Here is a 20,917-nt window from a genome sequence, read left to right as displayed (position 1 = left end):
GTGAGTTGCGTCCTCCCACCCCTGGTTTTCCGATGTCCGCCATCACCGCCTCGTCCGACGCCCGTTCCGTCCATCGGCTCGGTGTTTTTCTCGTCGTCGCTTCCGCTGTCGCCTGGAGCATCAGCGGCATCTTCGCCCGCATGCTGACGGTGGATGCCTGGACGACCGTGTCGCTGCGCGCGGCGATCGGGGCGATCTACATGGCGGCCGGTCTTGTCTATGTGCACCGCGCCGACAGCCTGGCGGCGATCCGCTCGATCGGCTGGTTCGGGCTCATCATTGCGGCCTGCGCCTCGCTGTCCATGCTGTTCTATGTCGGCGCGCTCTATCACACCACAATCGCCAATGTGGCGGTGATCTATGCCACCACGCCCTTCCTGGCGGCCGGCCTCGCCTGGCTGATCATGCGCGAGAGGGTCACCCGGCGCACGCTGATCGCCTCTGGTGGCGCACTCGTCGGCGTGGTCGTGATGGTGGGCGGCTCCTTCGGATCCAGCCATCTCTTCGGCGATGCCATGGCGCTCGGCATGGCTGCCTCCTTTGCCATCGTGGCGGTGGTGGCGCGGGCGCGCCCGAAGCTGGAAATGCTGCCGGTCAACCTGTTCTGTTGCCTGTTCACGGCGCTGGTAGGCCTGCCCTTCGCTTCGCCTGCCGCGGCAACAGCCCAGGATTGGCTGGTCCTGGCCGTGTTTGCCTTCACCTCGATTCCACTCGCCTTCTTCATGTTCCTGGCCGGCGCGCGCCGGATCCCTGCTGCAGAAGCCGGTCTGATCTCCACGCTCGACGTGGTGCTGGCACCGCTCTGGGTCTATCTGCTTTTCGCCGAGGATCCGGGTACGGCCGCAATCGTCGGCGGTGCCATCGTGCTCGCGGCCGTGGTCTGGCACATTCTCGGCGGCTTGCGCATCAGGTCGTCCTGAACCGGCGGAGCCAGCTCGATCAAACCGAGGCGCGCGCTGCCACTTCCGCTTCCTCTTCGCGCGTAAAATTGCGTCCCAGGGCAGCGACAAGCACGCCGGCAAGCAGCACGGCACCACCCAGGATCGTGGTCAAGCGCGGCGCCTCGCCGAAGAAGAGATAGACCCAGACGGGCCCGAGAATCATTTCGGTCTGGGCCAACAAGGTGAGTTGCCCGGCGCCGACATGGCGAGCTGCTGCATTGAGCAGATACATGCCGCCGCCGATGAACACGGCGCCATGGATCATGGCATAGGTATTTTCCAGCATCGGCGTGGCGATGGTGACGCCATGCAACAGCATGAAGGCGCCGCAGGTGAGGATGGTCAGCGCCGCCCAGCCCAGCACCACGCCCGACATGTCCCTGTCGCGGCCGAGCCGGGCAATGATGGAATAGAGCCCATAGGCAAAGCCCACGCCGAAGCCGGCGAGATTGCCGATGGCATTGCCGCTGCCCAGTTCCCCCCAGGTCATGACCAGCAGGCCCGCGATGCCGATCGCGATGCCGCACCAAGTGGCGACAAGGATGCGTTCCTTCAGGATCACGCGGGCCAGGATGGCGCCGATCAGCGGCGCCGCGCTCGAAAACAGCAGAGCATTGGCGATAGTCGTCGTCTTCATGGCGAAGATGAACAAATCAGCCATCACCGTCATGCACAGCGCGCCGCCGAGCCCGAGCCAGCCGCCCGAAACCATCTGGCGCAGCGGCGACTTGCCCTGCAGCAGCGCCACCCCGAGCACCAGCGGCAGCAGGCCGAAGCTGCGCCAGATGAGATATTGCACGGCGTCGAGATGCGGCGACTCGCGAATGGTGACGCTGCCAAACGAAAACACCGTTCCCGCCGAGAGGGCGAGGAACGCACCGACAAGGTGAGAGCCACGGGAAGACATGACGGTGACGCAACCAAGAGGAAGGACCTTCACAATGCCGGGAATGCGAACATCGAATAGTCCAGGCACGACATTTCTGGCTGATCCGGACCGCAAGTGAGATGGTAGCCTTCCTGGGAGCGGGGACGTCCGCGTTCCAAGGAGTCACGTCCCTGCCTTGCCAGCTACGGTCCCTCTTTCTATTGTCCGACAAGATGGGCGCCGCCAGAGCGCGACGGAAGTGGGAAACGCCATGCTGCTGGGGGCCTTCGGAGACGACTTCACCGGTGCGAGCGACCTCGCCAATACGCTGGCGCGGGCCGGCATGCGCACCTCGCTCACTCTGGGCATTCCCGCCGGCACGGCCCCGGCCGGTGACGACGCGGTGGTGGTCGCGCTGAAATCCCGCTCCATCGACCCGGCCGAGGCGGTGCGTCTTTCGCTGAGCGCGACCGCCTGGCTGAAGGCGAACGGCGCCCGCCAGATCCTGTTCAAATATTGCTCGACCTTCGACTCGACCCCCTCAGGCAATATCGGCCCCGTCGCGGAGGCGGTGCTCGCCGTGCTCAACGCCCCCCTGGCTCTGGTCTGTCCGGCCTTTCCCGGCACGGGCCGCACGCTGTACCAGGGCCATCTTTTCGTTCATGACCGCCTCCTGTCGGAATCCGGCATGGAGCGCCATCCGCTCACCCCGATGACCGATCCCGACATCCGCCGCTGGCTGCAGCGCCAGACGCCGCTGAAGGTCGGCCATCTGCCGCACGCCGCGGTGCGGGCCGGGATTTCGTCTATCAGGACCGCGCTGGCACACGCCGCGGGCGGCGGCGAACGCCTCGTCGTGGCCGATGCCACCAGCAATGAGGATCTGCTCGCACTCGGCGCCAGCCTTGCCGATCATGCCTTCATCACCGGCGCCTCGGGCATCGCCATGGGCCTGCCGGCCAATTATGGCATCGCGCCGGGCCGCACCGCGCCGCCCTTCGCCGGGGCTGACGGCCCGGCCGTCATCCTTTCGGGCAGTTGTTCCGAGGCGACCCGCCGGCAGGTTGGCCTCTATGCCCAGGACCACCCGCATATGGCAATCGAGGCCGACACGGTGATGAATGGCAGCCTCGGGCTCGATACCCTCGTCGATTTCCTCGAAACCCACCGGGATGCCGCGCCGATGCTCTATTCCTCGGCCGATCCGGAGGTCGTGGCATCAGCCCAGGCGCGCCATGGCCGCGAGGCCCTCGCCCAACGCATCGAGGGCCTGTTCGCCGAACTCACCCGCGCGGCCCTCAAGCGCGGCTTTACCAGGATCGTGGCCGCCGGCGGCGAGACATCCGGTGCCGTCGCCGGTACGCTCGGCAATGCCGTCCTCGCCATCGGGCCGGAAATCGACCCCGGCGTGCCCGCCTTGCAATTGCGGGGGACGAAACCGGTGGCGATCGCGCTCAAATCCGGCAATTTCGGCGCGCCGGACTTCTTCGCCAAGGCCGTGGCCCTGCTGGCCGGAAAGGCGTGAGCATGTCAGGAGACGAAAACCGCCTGCGCGAACAGCTCTGCTTCCTGGCCAAATCCCTGTTCGATCGCGGCTTCACCGTGGGCTCGAGCGGCAATATCAGCGTACGCCTGCCCGACGGCTACCTGGTAACCCCGACCAATTCCTGCCTGGGGCGGCTCGACCCGGCCAGGCTTTCGCGCCTCGATACGGAATGGCGGCATCGGGATGGCGACAAGCCGACCAAGGAAATTCCGCTCCATCGCGCCATGCTCGCCGCAAGGCCGCAGGCCGGGGCCGTCGTCCATCTGCATTCGACCTATGCGACGGCGGTCTCCTGTCTCGACGATGTCGATCCCGTCGATGCCTTGCCGCCGCTCACGCCCTATTTCGTCATGCGGATCGGGCGCCTTGCCATCGTGCCCTACACCGCGCCCGGCGATCCGGCCGTGGAGCACCACATCGCCGCAGCAGCGCCCCGCCACAAGGCGATCCTGCTCGCCAATCACGGCCCGGTCATCGCCGACACTACGCTGGAAGCCGCCGTCCATGCGGCAGAGGAGTTGGAGGAAAGCGCCCGCCTCTTCATCGTCACCCGCGGCATGGCGGTGCGAGCGCTGACGCCGGCGCAGGTCGGCGCGCTGGAAAGCCAATTCGGCAAGGCCTGAAGATGGCTCGTCACCCAACAACCGCTTCAGGTTAGCAAAGCGCGGATTTCTAGCCTCCCCTGGAGGGATCGGCCATTCCAAGAGGAATGGCCGATCCCTCCAGGGGAGAGTAAAAAGCGCGCTCGCTTTCGATAGGAACTCATCGCTGCTCGCCGGAGGCGATAGCCCTGTCCGTCACCCCTCGAAGCCGCGATAGCGCCGCTTGTAGTCGGTGTCGTAGAGCGCGCTCTCGCGAAAATCCTCGGTGGCGAGCGTACGCCCGATCAGGATCAAAGCTGTGCGCTCCATCGGCTCGGCCGCGATCTTGCCTTCGATGTCGCCGAGCGTGCCGGTGACGACACGCTCATCCGGCCAGCTCGCCCGGAAGACCACCGCAACCGGGCAGACGCTGCCGTAATGCGGCGTCGTCTCCGCCACCACGCGGGCCAGCGCATGGATGGAAAGATGCACCGCCAGCGTCGCACCGGTCTGCGCGAAGGCCTCGAGCGTCTCGCCCTCCGGCATCGCCGAGGCCCGGCCCGAAGTGCGCGTCAGCACCACCGATTGCGCCACTTCCGGCAGCGTGAGCTCCTTGCCGAGCACCGCGGCAGCAGCCGCAAAGGACGGCACGCCCGGGGTAATGGTATAAGGAATGCCGAGGGCCCTGAGGCGGCGGGTCTGCTCGCCCAGCGCGCTCCAGATCGAAAGATCCCCTGAATGCAGCCTGCTCACGTCGAGGCCTTCGGCATGCGCCCGTTCGATCTCGGCCATGATCAGGTCGAGCGTCAGGGGCGCGGTATCGACCACGCGTGCATCCCCAGGCGCCAGCGCAATGATTTCCGATGGCACCAGGGAGCCGGCATAGAGGCAGACCGGACAGCGCGCCACGAGATCGCGGCCGCGCACGGTGATGAGGTCGGGCGCGCCGGGACCGGCGCCGATGAAATGAACGGTCATGTCAGGCCTCGTTGACGGCGATGGCGCAGGTGGCATTCGCACTGGCGATGCGCGCCCGCTTGAGTATGGATTGCGGACCGGCGCCGGCGAGCGCTGCCGTCTCGGCCACGCTGCCGAGACCGGTCAGGGCGACCACGCGCTCCGAACGGGTCAGCACACGTGGCTCGGCGGCCTCCAGTGCGGCTTGCGGAACCAGCACGAGCGGTACGCCGAGGCTGGCGGCGGCTTCCGCCAACCCCGCCTCGCCCTGCTTGAAGGCCGGTGCGAACAGGCCCGAAAGCGCCGAGAGCTCAAAGCCGGCCTCCTGCAGGGCCAACCGGACGAGATCGGCGATTTCATCGGCCGGACACCCTTTCCGGCAGCCGAGACCGGCGGCGACGAACAGCTTCACGGCTTGACCACGCTCCATTGCGTCACCGGCATGGCGGGGCGCCAGCCATGCATGCTGCCGACGGGCACCAGCCGCTCTACGCCGAGACGGATCAGATCGCCGCCATGCTGGGTGAAACGCCGGGCCAGGGCCTGCTCGCTTTCCAGCGTAACGGCATTGGCGACGAGGCGCCCCCCGGGGCGCAGGGCAGCCCAGGCGGCCTCGAACACGCCGTCATCCCCCGTTCCCCCACCGATGAAGACGGCATCGGGGCGGTCCAGTGCGACCAGCGCGGCCGGCGCCGCGCCAGTGACGAGGCGCAGATGCGGCACTCCGAGATTGATGGCATTGACCAGTGCCCGCGCTGCCCTGTCGGCATTTTCCTCAATGCCGATGGCCCGGTTGGACGGGTGGCGCAACAGCCATTCGATGGCAACCGAACCGGCTCCCAGGCCGATATCCCAGAGCAATTGGCCCTTGAGCGGGGCCAGCGCCGACAGGGTCACGGCACGGATCTCTCGTTTGGTGAGCTGTCCGTCATGCTCGAAGAACGCGTCGGGCAGGCCAGTGGCAAGCGGCAATGGGCGGGCATCCGAGCCGGCAACCACCTCGATGGCCAGGACATTAAGCGGATCGATCCCGTGGAGATCGAAGGCTTCTGCCCGGGCGGAGCGGATCCTCTCGCCGGTCCCGCCGATGCGCTCCAGCACGGTCAGGCGGGACAAGCCGAATCCGAGCTCGGTGAGGCGGGCAGCCGCCTTGGCGGCCGTGCGGCCATCCCAGGTCAGGGCCAGGATGCGGGCATCGGGCTGGACATGCGGTATCAGCGTCTCGAACGGCCGGCCATGCAGCGAGATCAGGGCGCACTCCTGCTGTGCCCAGCCGAGCCGCGCCGCTGCCAGGGAGAAGGACGAGGGCGCGGGATGGCAGGCGATCTCTTCGGGTGGGATGAAACGCGCCAGCGTGACACCGACACCCCACAGGAACGGATCCCCGGAGGCCAGCACGACGACCCGTCGCCCGCGGGCCGCCTTGATCGGGCCGATGGCATCGGTCAGAGGGCTGGGCCAAGTCAGCCTTTCCGCCAGCCTTTCGGCCGTTCCTTCCGGCACCATCGCCAAGTGCCTGGCGCCACCGACCAGCAGTTCGGCCCTGTCAACCACGGCGGCAGCCAGCGGCGACAGGCCGGCCATGCCGTCTTCGCCGATGCCGACGATCGACAGCCAGCGATCCGAGTGCTTGATAGGGCTCATCCGACCCTCAAGAGACGACAGCGCATTTCAGTTCCAACGCAATTCACTTAAGAAGAAACGCTCCGGTTTGTCATTACCGGGCTTGACCCGGCTATCCAGAAACCGCGCAATTGAGCGAAAGGCTGGATAGCCGGGTCAAGCCCGGTAATGACAAAGGTCGAACCAACTTGAATGACGCTTAAGTGACCCGCATCGATTCCCGTCCTCATGTCCTGCTGCTCGGCGGCACCAGCGAGGCTTCGGCTCTGGCCAGGCTGCTGGCCGCGCGCCCCGACATTCCGGCCATGGTGTCCCTTGCCGGGCGGACGATCAATCCCATCGAGCCACCGATCGCCTATCGTATCGGCGGCTTCGGCGGCGTCGAGGGGCTTTGCGCCTTTCTCGACGAGCATGCTGTCACCGCGCTCGTCGATGCCACCCATCCCTTCGCCGAACGCATGTCGGCCAATGCGGTCGAGGCAGCCCGGCGCATGGGCGTGCCCCTGCTTGCCTTGCGGCGTCCTGCCTGGCAGGCAGCGGACGGCGATCGCTGGAGCGAAGTGGCGGACGCCGAGGCCGCGGTTCAGGCGCTGGGCGCAGCGCCGCGGCGCGTCTTTCTGACCACCGGCCGCCTCGAACTGCCGGCCTTCCTCGCCGCGCCCCAGCATTTCTATCTGGTTCGTTCGGTCGATCCGCCGGAAGAGCTGCCGCCGCGCGCCAAGCTGATCCTTGCCCGCGGCCCCTTCGCGGAGACGGACGAAATCGGCCTCATGCGGGAAGAGGCCGTCGACATCGTGGTCACCAAGAATTCCGGCGGCAGCGCCACCTATGGCAAGATCGCCGCCGCGCGGCGCCTCAGCCTGCCGGTCATCCTGCTGCGCCGGCCTGAGACGGCCGAGGTGAAGACGGTGGCGACGGCGCAGGAGGCCTTGGCCTGGATCGAGCGGCAGGGATAGCCGGCCTGCCCAGGGGGTCACGCTTCCCATCTCCGGGGTGAATAGATCCAGGGTTCCGCATTGCCGCGCTCGATCAGCCGGGTCTGGGAGGAGCCGATCAGCACGAGCGTGCGCATGTCGACTTCTTCTGGCTTCACTGCCGACAGGCTGGTCAGGATGATCTCCTCGTCCGGCCGGCCGACGGCCTTGGCGAGCACGACGATGCGCTCGCCGGCATGGCGGCGCAGCACGTCGAATGCCTTGCCGATCTGCTCGGGCCGGGCCTTCGAGGCCGGGTTGTAGAAGGCGAGCACGAAATCACCCTCCACCGCCGCAATCAGCCGTTTCTCGATGATGGACCAGGGCTTGAGATTGTCGGACAGCGAGACCACGCAGAAATCATGCCCGAGCGGTGCGCCGAGCCGCGCGGCAGCGGCCAGGACAGCGGTGACGCCGGGAGCGACCATGATGTCGAGGTCACGCCAGGCCGGATCCCCCGCCTCGACCGCCTCGAAGACCGCCGCCGCCATGGCGAAGACGCCGGGATCCCCGCCCGAGACCACGGCAACGCGTGCCCCGCCGGCTGCGAGTTCGAGCGCGTGGCGGGCACGATCGACCTCGACCCTGTTGTCGCTGGCATGGCGCTTCGCCGGGCTTGCCGGCACGCGGTCGACATAGGGGCCGTAGCCGATGATATCGGTCGCCTCCGCCAGCAACGCGCTGGCTTCGGGCGTGACCCACTTCGCCGGCCCTGGCCCGAGGCCGATGATCATGACGCGGCCGGTCACAGCCGCCGCCCCTGGCCGGGCACCAGCAGCATGGCGAAATAGGGCGCACCGGTGAAATCGGCTGGCGGCAGCTTCATGATCTTCTCGCCGGCCATGGTGCCGCGTTCGACATAGACGGTGCGCTCGGCGAGATTCAGTTCCTCCAGCACGGCGCGAACTTTCGAAAAATGCCGGCCGAGCTTCATGATCACCGCCGCGTCCGCAAGTTCGAGATGGCGCCTGAGCGCCGCCTCGTCCAGCGTCGCGGGCAGGACGGTGAGGATATCGTCGCCATAGGTGATAGGCGTGCGGGCCCGTGTCCAGCAGCCCGCCATGCCCGAAACGCCGGCGACAACCTCGGTCTCGTAGGAGGGAGCCAGACGATGGAAGATCGGCATGAAGGAGCCGTAGAAGAAGGGATCGCCCTCCGACACCACCACGACATCGCGACCGGCATCGAGGTGATCGGCCAGCCGGCGCGCCGATTCGTCATAGAAGCCGCCGAGCGCCGAATGGTAGACCGGATCGGCGGCGGACACTTCCGTCGTCATCGGATAGGCCAGTTTTTCCTCGATGACGCCATCGGCAAGAAAGCCTTCGATGATGGTGCGGCCATGGCCGCGCTGCCCCTGCTTGCAGAAATAGGCAATGACGGGCGCGGCGCGGATGAGGCGCGCCGCCTTCAGGGTCATCAACTCGGGATCGCCGGGGCCGACGCCAACGCCATAGAGACGACCCAAGGGAGACGTCGGGCTATTCATTCGATTTCGCTCGCCAGGGCGTTGATCGACGCCGCTGTCATGGCGCTGCCGCCCTTGCGGCCGCGCACGATCAGCCAGGGCACCTTGCCCCAGGCCTTGAGGTCGTCCTTGGATTCGGCGGCACCGACGAAACCGACGGGAATGCCGAGAATGGCAGCGGGCCTGGGCGCACCGCGGTCGATCATGTCCATGAGATGGTAGAGCGCGGTCGGCGCATTGCCGATGGCAACCACGGCGCCGCCGAGACGCTCACGCCAGAGTTCCATGGCCGCCGCAGTGCGGGTGTTGCCGATCTTGCGGGCAAGATCGGGCGTGCGTGGATCGTCGAGCGTGCAGATCACGTCATTGTCAACAGGCAGGCGGGCACGGGTCACCCCATTGGCCACCATCTTCGAATCGCACAACAAGGGCGCGCCGGCCCTGAGCGCAGCGCGCGCGCTCGATACCAAGTCGGAAGACATCTCGACATCGGCAGCGACCTCGACCATGCCGCAGGCATGGATGATGCGCACGACGACGGGGGCCTCGAGGGCCGAAAAGCGCGACAGGTCGCTTTCGGCACGGATCATCGCGAAGGAGCGGCGATAGATCTCGGCACCGTCACGGATATAGTCGCGTTCAGACATGGTCACAGCTCTTGAAACTCTTTTCGGCTGGAAGAAACTGCAATTCCATCGAATCGCAACTGTCTCCAACTCCTTGTTCTAGCGCACTTTCTTAATCGGAAAGTCGCTCAACTTTTCTGGAAAATGCTGTAGTCGCTTGGCCAAAAACGCCGTCAATTCGCCCAAGGACATCGGTTCCGTCTCGCTCGGCGCCTTGCTGTCGGCGTCGAAGGCGATGCCGTAGCGTCCGCCCTGACCCACCAGCGTGATCGAGGCTGGCGCGCGCCGCGCGCAGCCCTTGGCACAGCCCGAGACATGCACGCTCGCCCCCCTTTCGATAAAACCGGCCAGTGCCGGCGCCAACCTGGCAGCATCGGCTTGTGCCGGCGCTTCGCCGGATAGACAAGAAGGGCTGCCGGGGCAAGCGGCGATGGCAAGTCGCGGATCGTTGGGATCGACGACGAGGCCGAGGGACGACACCTCCGTGGCGATGTCGACGGCAAGCGGCGCCAGCAGGATGGCGCGCCAGGGCGTCAGGCGCAGCGTAGCGCCATGACGCGCCGCGATGGCAGCGAGGCCTTCGAGCTGGCCGGCATCGAGCCGCCCGAACGGAGCCGCGGCGCTAAAGAAGCCCGCGTCGTGGGGGCCGGCGAGACGAGTGGGTGCAACTGCCTTCTCCACGAAGTGGGGAAGGTGGCCCGACGAAGTCGGGCCGGATGGGGTGGGGTTCGCTAGAAGCATATTATCCGGATAGAGTGCCGCTAGCGGGCCACACCCCATCCGTCGTTGCTTCGCAACGCCACCTTCCCCACTTCGTGGAGAAGGTAAGTGTGCCTCATCCTGCAACCGCCTCACCAGATCGCGCATGCGGCGTTCATCGGGCTGGCGCAAAGCGAGGAAGCGCTCGGCAACGCCGAGGGCCGCCTCCAGGGCTTCTTCCACCCTCACCCGTCCGAGTACTTCCCCACCGGCGTCCAGGCGGAGATGCCCGTCATCCTCGGGCCGGAGGGCGATATCGGCCTCGACGCCGTCAAGCGGCAGCACGCCGCCTCCGTCGAGCAGAAAGCCGAACTTGGCCGGGAGAGAATGGAAACGCTCGTTTCCAATCAGCCTCAGCTCCAGCGCTCGGATCATAGGGTGCACGTCAACAGGCGCGCTCGGATCGAGCCCGGCGAGCGGGCTTGCAATCACGTTGCGGACCTGTTCGGCGGCAGCACTGGCATCGAGCAGGCCCAGTTCGGCAAGCCGGTCGAGCAAAGGCTGCAGGGTTTCGTCGCTGACGCCGCGCATCTGCAGATTGGCACGGGAGGTCAGATCGATCAGGCCATTGCCGAAGCGCCGGGCAGCCTCGGCCAGCGCGGCCGCGCGTTCCGGGCTGAGATCCCCGCCGGTGAGACGTACCCGCACGATCAGTCCGTCCCCCGAGCGCATCGGCCTGAGCGCGCCCGGACACCAGCCCTTGACCTGATTGGACGGCTCGCTCACGCCGCTCTCCCAGCTTCGTCCAGCAGGCGGCTGGCCGAATTGCGACGCGGCTGCCACAGCCCCCGGCGGATCGCTTCCGCCAGCCGCGCCCGGATCGCCCGACCCGCAGCGGGATTGGCTGAAGCGAGGAAGGCCGCAACCTCCTCGTCCTCGACATAGGCTTCGTGCATGCGGTCGAAGGCGGCATTGGTGACGATGCCAGCCGTCGCCGAGAAGGCGAACAGCGAATCCATGGCATTGGCCATCTCGGCGGCCCCGGCATAGCCATGCACCATCATGCCGTCGATCCAGCGCCGGCTGGCGGCCCGGCCATGCACGAGGCGGCCGACCTCCTCGCCGAGGCTGCGCAAACGCGGCGCCTGCGGATTGGAGAGATCGGCGTGATAGAGGGCGGCCTTGGCACCGAGTGCTTCCAGCGCCGCCGCAAAACCGCCCTGGTAGGCCGCGAAGGTGACGTCGTCGAGGATGTCGATCTCGCGATGATCCTGGCCATGGACATGGGCATCGGCCGAGGCGACCCGCTCAGCGAAGATAGCCGGTACGGCATCGCCGTCGATGCCGGCGCCATAGGCATGACCGCTGGCGGCGAGATAATCACGCCCGAGATCGGACCGCGTCTCCCAGGCTCCCCGCGCGATACGGTCGGTGATCCCGGCGCCATAGGCTGATGGGGCAGCGCCGAAGATGCGCAGCGGGCGCTCGCCGCTCGCCTTCGCCGTGGCGGCCAGCGGATTCCATTCCGCGCTTTCCTCCAGGGCGGCGACGGCCCTGACCGCTTCGTCGAACAGCGCGATCTGCTGGGCGAACACATCGCGGAACAGGCCTGATATGCGCAGGGTCACGTCGACGCGCGGCCGGTCGAGCCGCGCCTGCGGCAGGATCTCGAAGCCCGAGACGCGATTGGAGCCGTTGTCCCACACCGGCTTGACGCCCAGCAGGGCCAATCCTTGAGCGAGATCGTCGCCACCGGTGCGCATGGTCGCCGAGCCCCAGAGGTCGAGCACGATACGTTTGGGATAATCGCCGTGATCCTGCAGATAGCGCTGGATCAAGGCATCCGCCGCACGCGATCCAATCGCGTAGGCGGCACGGGTCGGAACCGCCCGTGGGTCTGTTGTGGTGAGGTTACGTCCGGTCGGCAGCACGTCGGCGCGCCCGCGCGTCGGCGCCCCGGCGGGGCCGGGCCGCACGAAAAATCCGTCGAGGCCGGCGAGAAGGCTTGCCATTTCGCTGTCACCGCAACTGTCGAGCCGAGCGGCCAAAACCGGACGCTCCTCCTCGCCGCAGGAGGCAGCCAGGACATCGAGGAGGTGGGCGCTCTCCTCCGGCCGACGCCCGAAGACATGCAGCCCGTCGCGGATCTGCAATTCCTTGACGTCGCACAGGAAGGCATCGAGGCGCGCCAGCGTCTCGTCCTCGTCGAGGCCGGGAGCGATGCCGCATTCGGCGCTCAAGCCTGTTTCGACGGCTCGCTCGAGGATCTCGCGCCTGAGATAGGCCATGCGGCGCGGGTCGAGGCCATCGGCGCTGGCATATTCGTCGATCAGGCGCTCCACCTCGATGGCCCCGCCGGAAAGGCCAGCCTCCCGCAAGGGCGGGGTGAGATGGCCGATGGTGACGGCGCCGAGCCTGCGCTTGGCCTGTGCCGCCTCGCCGGGATTGTTGACGATGAAGGGATAGAGCACCGGCACGGACCCTGCAGCCAGTTCAGGAAAGCACTGGGCAGATAGGGCCGCCGCCTTGCCTGGCAGCCATTCGAGCGTGCCATGCGTGCCGAGATGGATCATCGCGTCGATGCCGAAAGCCTGGCGCAACCACAGATAGAAGGCGAGATAGGCATGGCGCGGCGGCAGATCGGGCGAATGGTGGTCGCCCTTGCGGTCAAGGGCCGAGCCGCGATCGGGCTGCACTGCCACCGCGACATGGCCGCAGAGATGGCCCGCAAAGCGGAAGGCGCCGTCGAGGCAAAGCGGATCGGCTGATGGATCGCCCCACTGGGCCGCGAGCTTGTCCCGGAGGGTAACGGGAAGGGTGTCGAGCCAACTCCGGTAAACCGCGAGCGGGAGGGAAAGCTCCCTGGGATCGGAGGCTTCCGGCGTGCTCTTATCGGCCGTGTTTCCGAGGGCAGGCTCGAGGCTTGCAATCCCAGGAAGAGATCGGCCCAACCGCTCCAGCAGATCGGCACCGCTTTGTGGCAGATCACCAACTACATACCCCTCGTCGCGAAGCCGCTCCAGGATCGCCAGGGCCGAGGCGGGCGCATCGAGGCCAACGGCATGGGCGAGACGGCCGTCTGCACCCGGATAGTTCGAGAGGATCAGGCCGAGCCTGCGCTCCGTCCGCGCCTTGGCGGCGAGACGGGCCCAGGCGGCGGCCTTGGCGGCCACGGCGGCGATGCGCTCGTGATGGGGAGCATGGGCGAGACGGCTGAAGGTGCCCTCCTCGCGTTCGGCCTTGAAGGAGATCACGCCAGCCGAAAGGCGGCCATCGAGTTCCGGCAAGGCGACATGCATGGCAAGGTCGCTGGCCGACAGCCCGCGGGTCGAGGCTTCCCAGGCCTCCTGCGCCGAGGAGGAGGTGATCACCTGCAGGACGGGGCAGCCGGCCACGTCCAGCGGCGAAGCACCGTCGTCGGCCAGGGCCGAGAAGGCAGTGGCATTGAGGATCACCCGGGGCTGAAGGTCCTCAAGCTGCCGGCGCACCCATGCCGCCGTTTCCCCATCCTTGAGCGAACCGACATAGAGGGCGGATACGGCGAGGCCCTCGGCACCGAGGGCCAGCGTCAAGGCCTCGATGGGAGCAGTGTCGGCTGAGAGCAGGATGGAGCGATAGAAGAGGATGACAGCGCGCCCATACCCTCTCCTCGATGGGGAGGGTCGAGGCGAGGACGCCTGCGCTCCAAGGAACACCCCATATTTCAGCACGGCGACCGGTGCTTCCGGCTCGCCGAAATCGAAACCGCCCAGCCTTGCGGCATAAAGCAGCGAGGCATGGGCATTTTGCGGGCCGCCTTCACGCCAGTAATGCGCGAGCCGGTCCAGGGCATCCTGGGGCACGGTGGAGAGCTGGGACAGGCGTCCATCGGGCCTATCGTCACCGGGAATCAAGGCGAGCGCAATGCCATTGTTGCGTGCCGTCGCGGCCAGTTCCTCCGCGCCATAGCGCCAATAATCGAGTCCGCCGAGCAGGCGCACCACGATCACCCTGGCATGGCGAGCAGTCTTCTCGATATAGAGGTCAACAGACATCGGATGGCGCAGCTTCTGCAACGGCGCCAGGCGCAAATCGTCAAGGCCGGAAGCGGCCGCCAGAGCGAGGTCGCTATCGGTCAGCGAGGCGAACACGATCGCGCCGGGTGCCTGACCCAGATCGATGGCGGCCTCGCTGGCGTCGAGCGAACGCGTATCGGCCGGCAGCAGATGCATCAGCCCTCCAGCGTCTTGCGGATGCCGGCCTGGTCGATACCCTTCTCGCCGATGATGACGAGGCGGCTCGAACGGGTTTCCTCCGGCGCCCAGGCGCGGTCGAAATGCTGCGAGAAACGGGCGCCGACGCCCTGGACCAAGAGGCGCATCGGCTTGCCGTCGACAGCGACGAAGCCCTTGATGCGCAGGATATCATGTTCCTCGGCCGCCGCCTTCAGCTTGTCCACCAGGGCCTCGGCATCGAGAATGGCGGGCAGGTCGACGATGAAGGTATCGAAGTCGTCGTGGTCGTGCTCGGCCTCGTGGTCGTGGTGGGAGGGACGCGCCTCCAGATCGTTCTCGGCCGCGGCCCCGAGGCCGAGCAGCACGGCGGCATCGATGCGGCCCTCGGAGGTGCGCACCACCTTGACGGCGCGCGGCACCGTCTTCTCGATGTCCTTCTCCACGCTGTCGGCTTCGCCGGCGGAAAGGAGATCGGCCTTGTTGAGCACGACGAGGTCGGCGCAGAGGAGCTGGTCCTCATAGACCTCCTCGAGCGGATTGTCGTGGTCGAGGGAGGCGTCGCCCTCGGCCTGGCGCTTGAGCTCTTCCGGATCATCGGCAAAGCGTCCGGCCGCAACCGCGGCGCCGTCGACCACGGCGATGACGCCGTCGACGGTGACACGCGAACGGATCGCCGGCCAGTTGAAGGCCTTGACCAGCGGCTTGGGCAGAGCGAGGCCAGAGGTCTCGATCACGATATGCTCGGGCGGGTTGGGGCGCGACAGCAACATTTCCAGCGCCGGCACGAAATCATCCGCCACGGTGCAGCAGATGCAGCCATTGGCGAGTTCGACGATGGCGTCTTCCGGGCAGCTCTCGATGCCGCAGGACTTCAGGATATCGCCGTCGACGCCGACATCGCCGAACTCGTTGACGATCAGCGCCAGCCTGCGGCCATTGGCGGTGGCCAGCAGATTGCGGATCAGCGTTGTCTTGCCGGCTCCGAGAAAGCCGGTGACGATGGTGCAGGGAACTTTGGTGTGCGCGTTCATTCGGCGGCGTCCTTGAGAGTTGGCATGGGTGGAATGCGCGCGATCATGCTGCGCTTGAAGACTTCAGGACGGCCGCGCCAGGGCATCAGGCCGTCGGTGGAATGGGCCAGCAGGCTGACGCCGGTGAGGACGTCGGGGCCGCTCTCGGCACTGAGATCACCGAAGACATAGGTCCAGGTACCTTCGGCCGTGAGCGCCACCGTGCAGGAACGCTTGCAATTGCCCAGACATTCGACCCGCTGCAACTCGACGCCTTCAGGCAGCATGCCGGCGAGCGCATCGCGCAGCCGTGCCCCCTGGCGCGGCGCGTCGGGATCGTCGCCCTCGCGCCTGCAGGTCACGCAGACGAGCAGCCGAACTGGAAGAGGTGTTTGTGGCATCGGCCCTGTTCATCGCCGCCGAAGCGGATGGAGGGCGCGGGACCGACGGCGAGGCCGACGATCGTCCGGGAAAACGGAACCGGCCTCCGAGGCGCCCCGCCCGGACCGATGACAAGGTTGCGAACGGCAGGTCTCCTGGCTCGCAGCTCATCGCCCCCCGCCGCCTTCCCGGTTACCCAGTGGCCTCGAGGCGGGGCGCTCGCCGCTTACAGTTGCGGGGGCAGCCGCGGCTTTGGCATCCAAGGCAGCCATCGACTGGCTGCTCTTCATCCGCACCGCATTCCCTCTTCTCTCATAACGAGAGACCGATCGTGGCTGACATAAGGGGTGTGCGGACGGGCTTGTCAATGTTCCCGCTTCCAAAGCACGCGCAAAATCCGGCATAAAGGGCGGCGACGTCGCCACACCAACGAGGTTGCCATGCCCGAAGAGAAGCTGCCGCCGATACCGTCATCCGAGCCGCAGAAGATCGACGTCATCTTCCGCGGCGGTTCGGTGACGGCCATCGGCGTCGTGCTCGCCTTCTCGCTGGGCTTTCTCAACAACTGGGCATCGCAGCCAGGAACCTGGATCCCGGAAGACCTGGCCGCCGTCTTTCTCATCGGGGGCGGCATCATCTTCCAAGTCTGGGCGCTGGCCGGCATGCTCTCGGTCAAATCACTGGAGGCGCCAGTCTATCGCCGCATCGTGCGCACCTTCATGATCGGCCTCATCCTCGTATCGGTCGGCGTCCTCGTCGCCATCGCCGGCGACGCGCTCGGCTACAGCCGGATCTGGTTCAAGCAATAGGCCGGGGGGCCCTTCGCAACTGGCGGCCGCATTTCTCGACCGTTTCCAGACTGCACAAACTCTCACGTCTGCGTTACCCGTCACCCCGCCGCCATGATTGCCGCCACAATTCTGCCTTCCCGCAATCGCCCACCAGAAGGCCGACGCCGATGGGCCCGGCACTTCTGCCCGGCATCAGCCGCTGGAAGGCCTGCCCATGGTTGCCATCACCGTCAATTCGACCGTCCACCGGCTCGACATCGAGCCCGAGACCCCTCTGCTCTGGGTCCTGCGCGATGAACTCGGCCTCACCGGCACCAAGTTCGGCTGCGGCATCGCCCAATGCGGCGCCTGCACCGTCCATGTGAACGGCGCCGCCATCCGTTCCTGCCAGACCCAGATCGGTGACGTCGACGGCGCCACCATCACCACGATCGAAGGCCTGTCGGCGGACGGCAAGCATCCGGTCCAGCAGGCCTGGCTCGCCGAGGACGTGCCGCAATGCGGCTATTGCCAGTCGGGCCAGATCATGGCCGCCGTCGCCTTCCTGAAGGATACGCCCACCCCTACCGACGCGGATATCGACAACGGCATCACCAATATCTGCCGTTGCGGCACCTATCCGCGCATTCGCGCCGCCATCCATCGCGCCGCCGAACTGATGAAGGGATGAGGCCATGAACGCAATCGACCGCACGCCCACCGCGCTGAGCCGGCGCAGCTTTCTCGCCATCGGCCTCTCTGCCGCCGGCGGCCTGATGATCGGCGGGCTCATCCCCGCTGCATCACAGGCCCTTGATATCGCCGACCAACCCTGGGGCGGTGCTTCCACCGACGGCGAGATCAATGCCTGGATCCTGATCGAGCCCGACGACACCGTGATCATCCGCGTGGCGCAATCGGAAATGGGCGAAGGCATCTTCACGGCCCTGCCGATGATCGTCGCCGAGGAACTTGGTTGCGACTGGGCCAAGGTGAAGCCCGAATATGCCTCGGCCAACCGGAATTTGCGCGAGAACACCGTCTACAAGCGCATGGGTACCGGTGGTTCGGGCGCCGTGCGCCGCTCGCGCGAATTCCTGCAGGCAGCCGGCGCCAATGCCCGCGAAAGGCTGGTGCAGGCTGCTGCCTCGCGCTGGCAGGTGGCGGCCGAAAGCTGCAGCGTCGATGCCGGCAAGGTGCTGCATCAGGCCAGCAATCGCAGCCTGCGCTTTGGCGAGCTGGCCGGCGAGGCTGCCAAGGTCACGCTGACGAGGGAGCCGGCCATCAAGACGCCCGAACAGTTCACGCTGATCGGCAAGCCGCTGGCGCGTCTGGATACGCCGCCCAAGCTGACGGGGGCGGCGCAATTCGGCATCGATATCCGCCTGCCTGACATGGTCTATGCCGCCGTGGTGACCTGTCCCGTCTTCGGCGGCCGCGTGAAATCCCATGACGAAGCCGCCATCAAGGGGCGCCGCGGCATCCTGGCGGTGGTGCCGATCGAGGGCGGCCTCGCCGTGGTGGCCGACCGGTTCTGGCGCGCCAAGGAAGCGGCACTCGCCTTGCCCGTGATATGGGAAGAAGGCTCGGCCGCCGATACGGACAGCAAGGGTTTCGATGCCGACTATGTCGCAGCCCTCGACGGCCCCGCCGTCACGGCGCGCAAGGAAGGCGATGTCGACGCCGCCCTCGCTCGCGGCAAGCGTGTCGACGCCCTCTACCAGGCGCCGCATCTGGCCCATGCGCCGATGGAACCGCTCAACTGCACCGCCCATGTCCATGACGGCAAGGTCGAGGTCTGGATGGGCACGCAGAATCCCGACATGGCGCTCCAGCTCGCCGCCAAGGCGGCCGGTGTCGCGCCCTCCGAGGTGGAGATTCACAATTGTTTCCTCGGCGGCGGCTTCGGCCGGCGCGCCGTCAACGACGAACTCGTGCAGGCCGTGACGGTGTCGAAGGCGGTGGGCAAGCCGGTCAAGCTGGTGTGGACGCGCGAGGAGGACATGCGCCACGACCGCTATCGCCCGCAGGCCGCCATCCGCTTCCAGGCGTCCCTCGGTGACGACGGCCTGCCGGCCGCAATCCATGTCCGCACAGCCGTGGGTTCCATCCAGCGTTCGCTCGGCTGGGGCAAGGTGGAGAACGGGGTCGAACCTTCCGCGGTCGAGGGCCTTGCCAACATGCCCTACCGCTCCGGCGCGGCCCAGGTCGACTGCATCCTCAAGAACACCCATGTGCCGGTGATGTTCTGGCGTTCGGTCGGCTCGTCGCAGAATGCCTTCGCCCTGGAGAGCTTCATCGACGAACTCGCGCTGGCCGCCGGCCAGGATCCGTATCGCTTCAGGCGCAAGCTCCTCGAGGGCAAGCCTGATTTTCTCGCCGTGCTCGATACGCTGGCTCAGAAGAGCGATTGGGGCAAGCCGCTGCCCAAGGGCCAGGGGCGCGGCATCGCCATCCATGAATCCTTCGGCACCATCGTCGGCGAGGTCGTCGAACTCGCCGTCAGCCCGCAGGGTGAGGTGAAGGTTCAGCGCGTGGTGGCAGCCGTCGATTGCGGCCATGTCGTCAATCCGCTCACCGTGGAGATGCAGATCGAGAGCGCGGTGATCTATGGCCTCTCGGCCGCCCTGTTCGGCGAGATCACCATCGAGAAGGGCGCGGTGGTGCAGGGCAATTTCGACGACTACCAGGTCGCCCGCCTTGCCGATACGCCTGTCATCGAGACCCACCTCGTGCTCAGCGGCGGCAAGAAATGGGGCGGGATCGGTGAGCCCGGCACGCCGCCGATCGCCCCGGCGGTCTGCAATGCGATCTTCGCCGCTACCGGCAAGCGCATCCGCAGCCTGCCGGTCAGGAACACCGACCTGAAATGGGGACCGGTGTGAGCTTGTTCGGAGCGCGGACTTCCAGTCCGCATCTTGGAAACCTGGCGCTTGCGGTAGAGGAAGATGCGGACTGGAAGTCCGCGCTCCACTTGCCTTCCTGCCCAAGACCCGGCAGGAAGGCTCCATGTCCCAGCCTCGACTCACCCTGGTCCTCGGCGGCGCGCGTTCCGGCAAGAGCCGGCATGCGGAGAACCTGATATCGGCCCATCCCGCCCCCTGGACCTATATCGCCACCGCCGAGGCCTTCGACGACGAGATGCGGGCCCGTATCGGCGAGCACCAGGCCCGGCGCGACGCCAATTGGCGCACGGTCGATGCCCCTCTCGCCCTACCCGGAGCACTCGCGGCAACGCAGGGCCCCGTGCTGGTCGACTGCCTGACGCTCTGGCTCACCAACCTCATGCTCGGCGGCCACGACCTCAAATCCGCCTTCCTCCGGCTTCAGGAGAGTCTCGGGGCGACGTCCGGCCCGGTGGTGATGGTCTCGAACGAGGTCGGTCTTTCCATCGTGCCTGACAACGCCCTGGGCCGCGCCTTCCGCGACGAGCAGGGCCGGCTCAATCAACAGATCGCAGCCCTCGCCGACCAGGTGATCTTCATGGTGGCAGGCCTGCCGATGGTGGTGAAGTGATTGGATGCTGACATGACCGACGATGCCGCGCGCCACAAGGCGAAGATGGAAAAGCGCAAGGCGGTGCAGGACGCCGAGGTCGCCTCCAAGACCATCACCGAAAAGGGCCTCTTGATCGTCAATACCGGTCCCGGCAAAGGCAAGTCCACAGCCGCCTTCGGCCTGATCATGCGCGCGCTCGGCCATGGCTGGCAGATCGGCGTGGTGCAGTTCATCAAGGGCGCCTGGTCGACTGGCGAGCGCAAGGCGCTGGAACGCTTCGAGGATCTGGTGACCTGGAAGAGCATGGGCGAGGGCTTCACCTGGGAGACCCAGGACCGCGAGCGCGACGTCGCCGCCGCCGGCCGCGCCTGGGAGGCGGCCAAGGCGATGCTGGCAGACCCCGCCATTCGCCTCGTCGTGCTCGACGAGATCAACATCGCGCTACGCTACGACTATCTCGACCTCATCGAGGTCGTCGAGACCCTGAAGGCACGCCGGCCGGACCTGCATGTCGTCGTCACCGGCCGCAACGCCAAGCCGGAGCTGATCGAGGCCGCCGACCTGGTGACGGAGATGACTCTGGTGAAGCATCATTTCGCCGCCGGGGTGAAGGCCCAGCAAGGCATCGAGTTTTAATGATTCGATACGATACTTGTCATCCCCGGCAAGGCCGCAGGCCTTGGGAAGGGGATCCAGGGGTTGCAGGCAGCGCTTTTAGGCCCCTGGATCCCTTTCCCCTCACGTTCACAAGCAAGCTTGTA

General features: G+C 66.7%; 20 protein-coding genes and 1 riboswitch. Of the genes, 9 read left to right on the top strand and 11 right to left on the bottom strand.

From position 1 onward, the window contains the following. The first annotated feature begins 32 nt into the window (after positions 1-32). Complete coding sequence (locus ACZYTC_RS00605; protein ID WP_434958003.1) at positions 33-920, top strand: DMT family transporter; 888 nt, start codon at positions 33-35, stop codon at positions 918-920. Between the two features lie 19 nt (positions 921-939). Here ACZYTC_RS00605 and ACZYTC_RS00600 read toward each other — a convergent pair whose 3' ends face one another. Then, positions 940-1,848: a DMT family transporter gene (locus ACZYTC_RS00600; protein ID WP_454815787.1), complete on the bottom strand. Its 909-nt coding sequence runs from the start codon at positions 1,846-1,848 to the stop codon at positions 940-942. A 232-nt stretch (positions 1,849-2,080) separates the two neighbouring features. Between ACZYTC_RS00600 and otnK the strand changes: the two genes are divergently transcribed. Both otnK and otnC read left to right on the top strand, forming a co-directional pair. Beyond that, a complete protein-coding gene (gene otnK / locus ACZYTC_RS00595; RefSeq protein ID WP_454815789.1) occupies positions 2,081-3,334 on the top strand; it encodes a 3-oxo-tetronate kinase in 1,254 nt (417 codons plus the stop codon). Between the two features lie 2 nt (positions 3,335-3,336). After that, a complete protein-coding gene (gene otnC / locus ACZYTC_RS00590) occupies positions 3,337-3,978 on the top strand; it encodes a 3-oxo-tetronate 4-phosphate decarboxylase (protein ID WP_441770184.1) in 642 nt (213 codons plus the stop codon). A gap of 174 nt (positions 3,979-4,152) precedes the next feature. Here otnC and cobM read toward each other — a convergent pair whose 3' ends face one another. From cobM to cbiE, 3 genes are read right to left on the bottom strand one after another with little or no spacing between them, the layout of a single operon-like run. Continuing rightward, entirely contained in the window at positions 4,153-4,914 is a 762-nt protein-coding gene (gene cobM, locus ACZYTC_RS00585) for a precorrin-4 C(11)-methyltransferase (protein ID WP_434958007.1), read from the bottom strand. A gap of 1 nt (position 4,915) precedes the next feature. Next, entirely contained in the window at positions 4,916-5,323 is a 408-nt protein-coding gene (locus ACZYTC_RS00580) for a cobalamin biosynthesis protein (protein WP_488988671.1), read from the bottom strand. Next, complete coding sequence (gene cbiE / locus ACZYTC_RS00575) at positions 5,302-6,537, bottom strand: precorrin-6y C5,15-methyltransferase (decarboxylating) subunit CbiE (RefSeq protein WP_454815793.1); 1,236 nt, start codon at positions 6,535-6,537, stop codon at positions 5,302-5,304. Before cbiE ends, ACZYTC_RS00580 begins: the two co-directional genes overlap by 22 nt. Positions 6,538-6,719: 182 nt before the next feature. Between cbiE and ACZYTC_RS00570 the strand changes: the two genes are divergently transcribed. After that, positions 6,720-7,472, top strand: coding sequence for a cobalt-precorrin-6A reductase (locus tag ACZYTC_RS00570; RefSeq protein WP_488988670.1), 753 nt, complete (start codon positions 6,720-6,722; stop codon positions 7,470-7,472). Between the two features lie 17 nt (positions 7,473-7,489). Here ACZYTC_RS00570 and cobJ read toward each other — a convergent pair whose 3' ends face one another. The 7 genes from cobJ to ACZYTC_RS00535 form a co-directional block, all read right to left on the bottom strand. Next, positions 7,490-8,239, bottom strand: a complete 750-nt coding sequence (cobJ, locus tag ACZYTC_RS00565; RefSeq protein ID WP_488988669.1) for a precorrin-3B C(17)-methyltransferase — start codon at positions 8,237-8,239, stop codon at positions 7,490-7,492. After that, positions 8,236-8,979: a precorrin-2 C(20)-methyltransferase gene (locus tag ACZYTC_RS00560; protein ID WP_488988668.1), complete on the bottom strand. Its 744-nt coding sequence runs from the start codon at positions 8,977-8,979 to the stop codon at positions 8,236-8,238. The genes cobJ and ACZYTC_RS00560 overlap by 4 nt, the downstream gene beginning before the upstream one ends. Then, a complete protein-coding gene (locus tag ACZYTC_RS00555; RefSeq protein WP_441770177.1) occupies positions 8,976-9,605 on the bottom strand; it encodes a precorrin-8X methylmutase in 630 nt (209 codons plus the stop codon). Before ACZYTC_RS00555 ends, ACZYTC_RS00560 begins: the two co-directional genes overlap by 4 nt. A 78-nt stretch (positions 9,606-9,683) precedes the next feature. Then, positions 9,684-11,069 carry a precorrin-3B synthase gene (gene cobG / locus ACZYTC_RS00550; RefSeq protein ID WP_488988667.1) on the bottom strand — a complete coding sequence of 462 codons (1,386 nt, stop codon included), beginning with the start codon at positions 11,067-11,069 and terminating at the stop codon, positions 9,684-9,686. Further along, positions 11,066-14,494 (bottom strand): cobaltochelatase subunit CobN, encoded by a 3,429-nt coding sequence (cobN, locus tag ACZYTC_RS00545; protein ID WP_488988666.1) that lies wholly within the window; start codon positions 14,492-14,494, stop codon positions 11,066-11,068. Before cobN ends, cobG begins: the two co-directional genes overlap by 4 nt. Beyond that, positions 14,494-15,528: a cobalamin biosynthesis protein CobW gene (cobW, locus tag ACZYTC_RS00540; protein WP_488988665.1), complete on the bottom strand. Its 1,035-nt coding sequence runs from the start codon at positions 15,526-15,528 to the stop codon at positions 14,494-14,496. The genes cobN and cobW overlap by 1 nt, the downstream gene beginning before the upstream one ends. After that, positions 15,525-15,908, bottom strand: a complete 384-nt coding sequence (locus tag ACZYTC_RS00535; protein WP_488988664.1) for a DUF1636 family protein — start codon at positions 15,906-15,908, stop codon at positions 15,525-15,527. Before ACZYTC_RS00535 ends, cobW begins: the two co-directional genes overlap by 4 nt. Before the next feature lie 108 nt (positions 15,909-16,016). Next, positions 16,017-16,233, bottom strand: a riboswitch (cobalamin riboswitch). 95 nt (positions 16,234-16,328) lie between these two features. On the opposite strand from ACZYTC_RS00535, the gene ACZYTC_RS00530 reads away from it, so the two are divergent. From ACZYTC_RS00530 to cobO, 5 genes are all read left to right on the top strand, one after another. Further along, entirely contained in the window at positions 16,329-16,697 is a 369-nt protein-coding gene (locus ACZYTC_RS00530) for a hypothetical protein (protein ID WP_434958018.1), read from the top strand. 196 nt (positions 16,698-16,893) lie between these two features. Next, a complete protein-coding gene (locus ACZYTC_RS00525; RefSeq protein ID WP_434958019.1) occupies positions 16,894-17,349 on the top strand; it encodes a (2Fe-2S)-binding protein in 456 nt (151 codons plus the stop codon). Between the two features lie 4 nt (positions 17,350-17,353). Continuing rightward, the gene (locus tag ACZYTC_RS00520) at positions 17,354-19,543 is read left to right on the top strand and encodes a xanthine dehydrogenase family protein molybdopterin-binding subunit (protein WP_488988663.1); all 2,190 of its coding nucleotides are present in this window, start codon (positions 17,354-17,356) and stop codon (positions 19,541-19,543) included. A 124-nt stretch (positions 19,544-19,667) separates the two neighbouring features. Continuing rightward, on the top strand, positions 19,668-20,174 hold the full coding sequence (gene cobU / locus ACZYTC_RS00515; protein ID WP_454815813.1) for a bifunctional adenosylcobinamide kinase/adenosylcobinamide-phosphate guanylyltransferase: 507 nt from the start codon (positions 19,668-19,670) through the stop codon (positions 20,172-20,174). A 12-nt stretch (positions 20,175-20,186) separates the two neighbouring features. Continuing rightward, complete coding sequence (cobO, locus tag ACZYTC_RS00510; RefSeq protein WP_488988662.1) at positions 20,187-20,792, top strand: cob(I)yrinic acid a,c-diamide adenosyltransferase; 606 nt, start codon at positions 20,187-20,189, stop codon at positions 20,790-20,792. Positions 20,793-20,917: the final 125 nt, after the last annotated feature.

The sequence above is a fragment of the Labrys sp. F242 genome (assembly GCF_057813875.1).
This window is presented reverse-complemented; position numbering and strand designations above follow the sequence as displayed.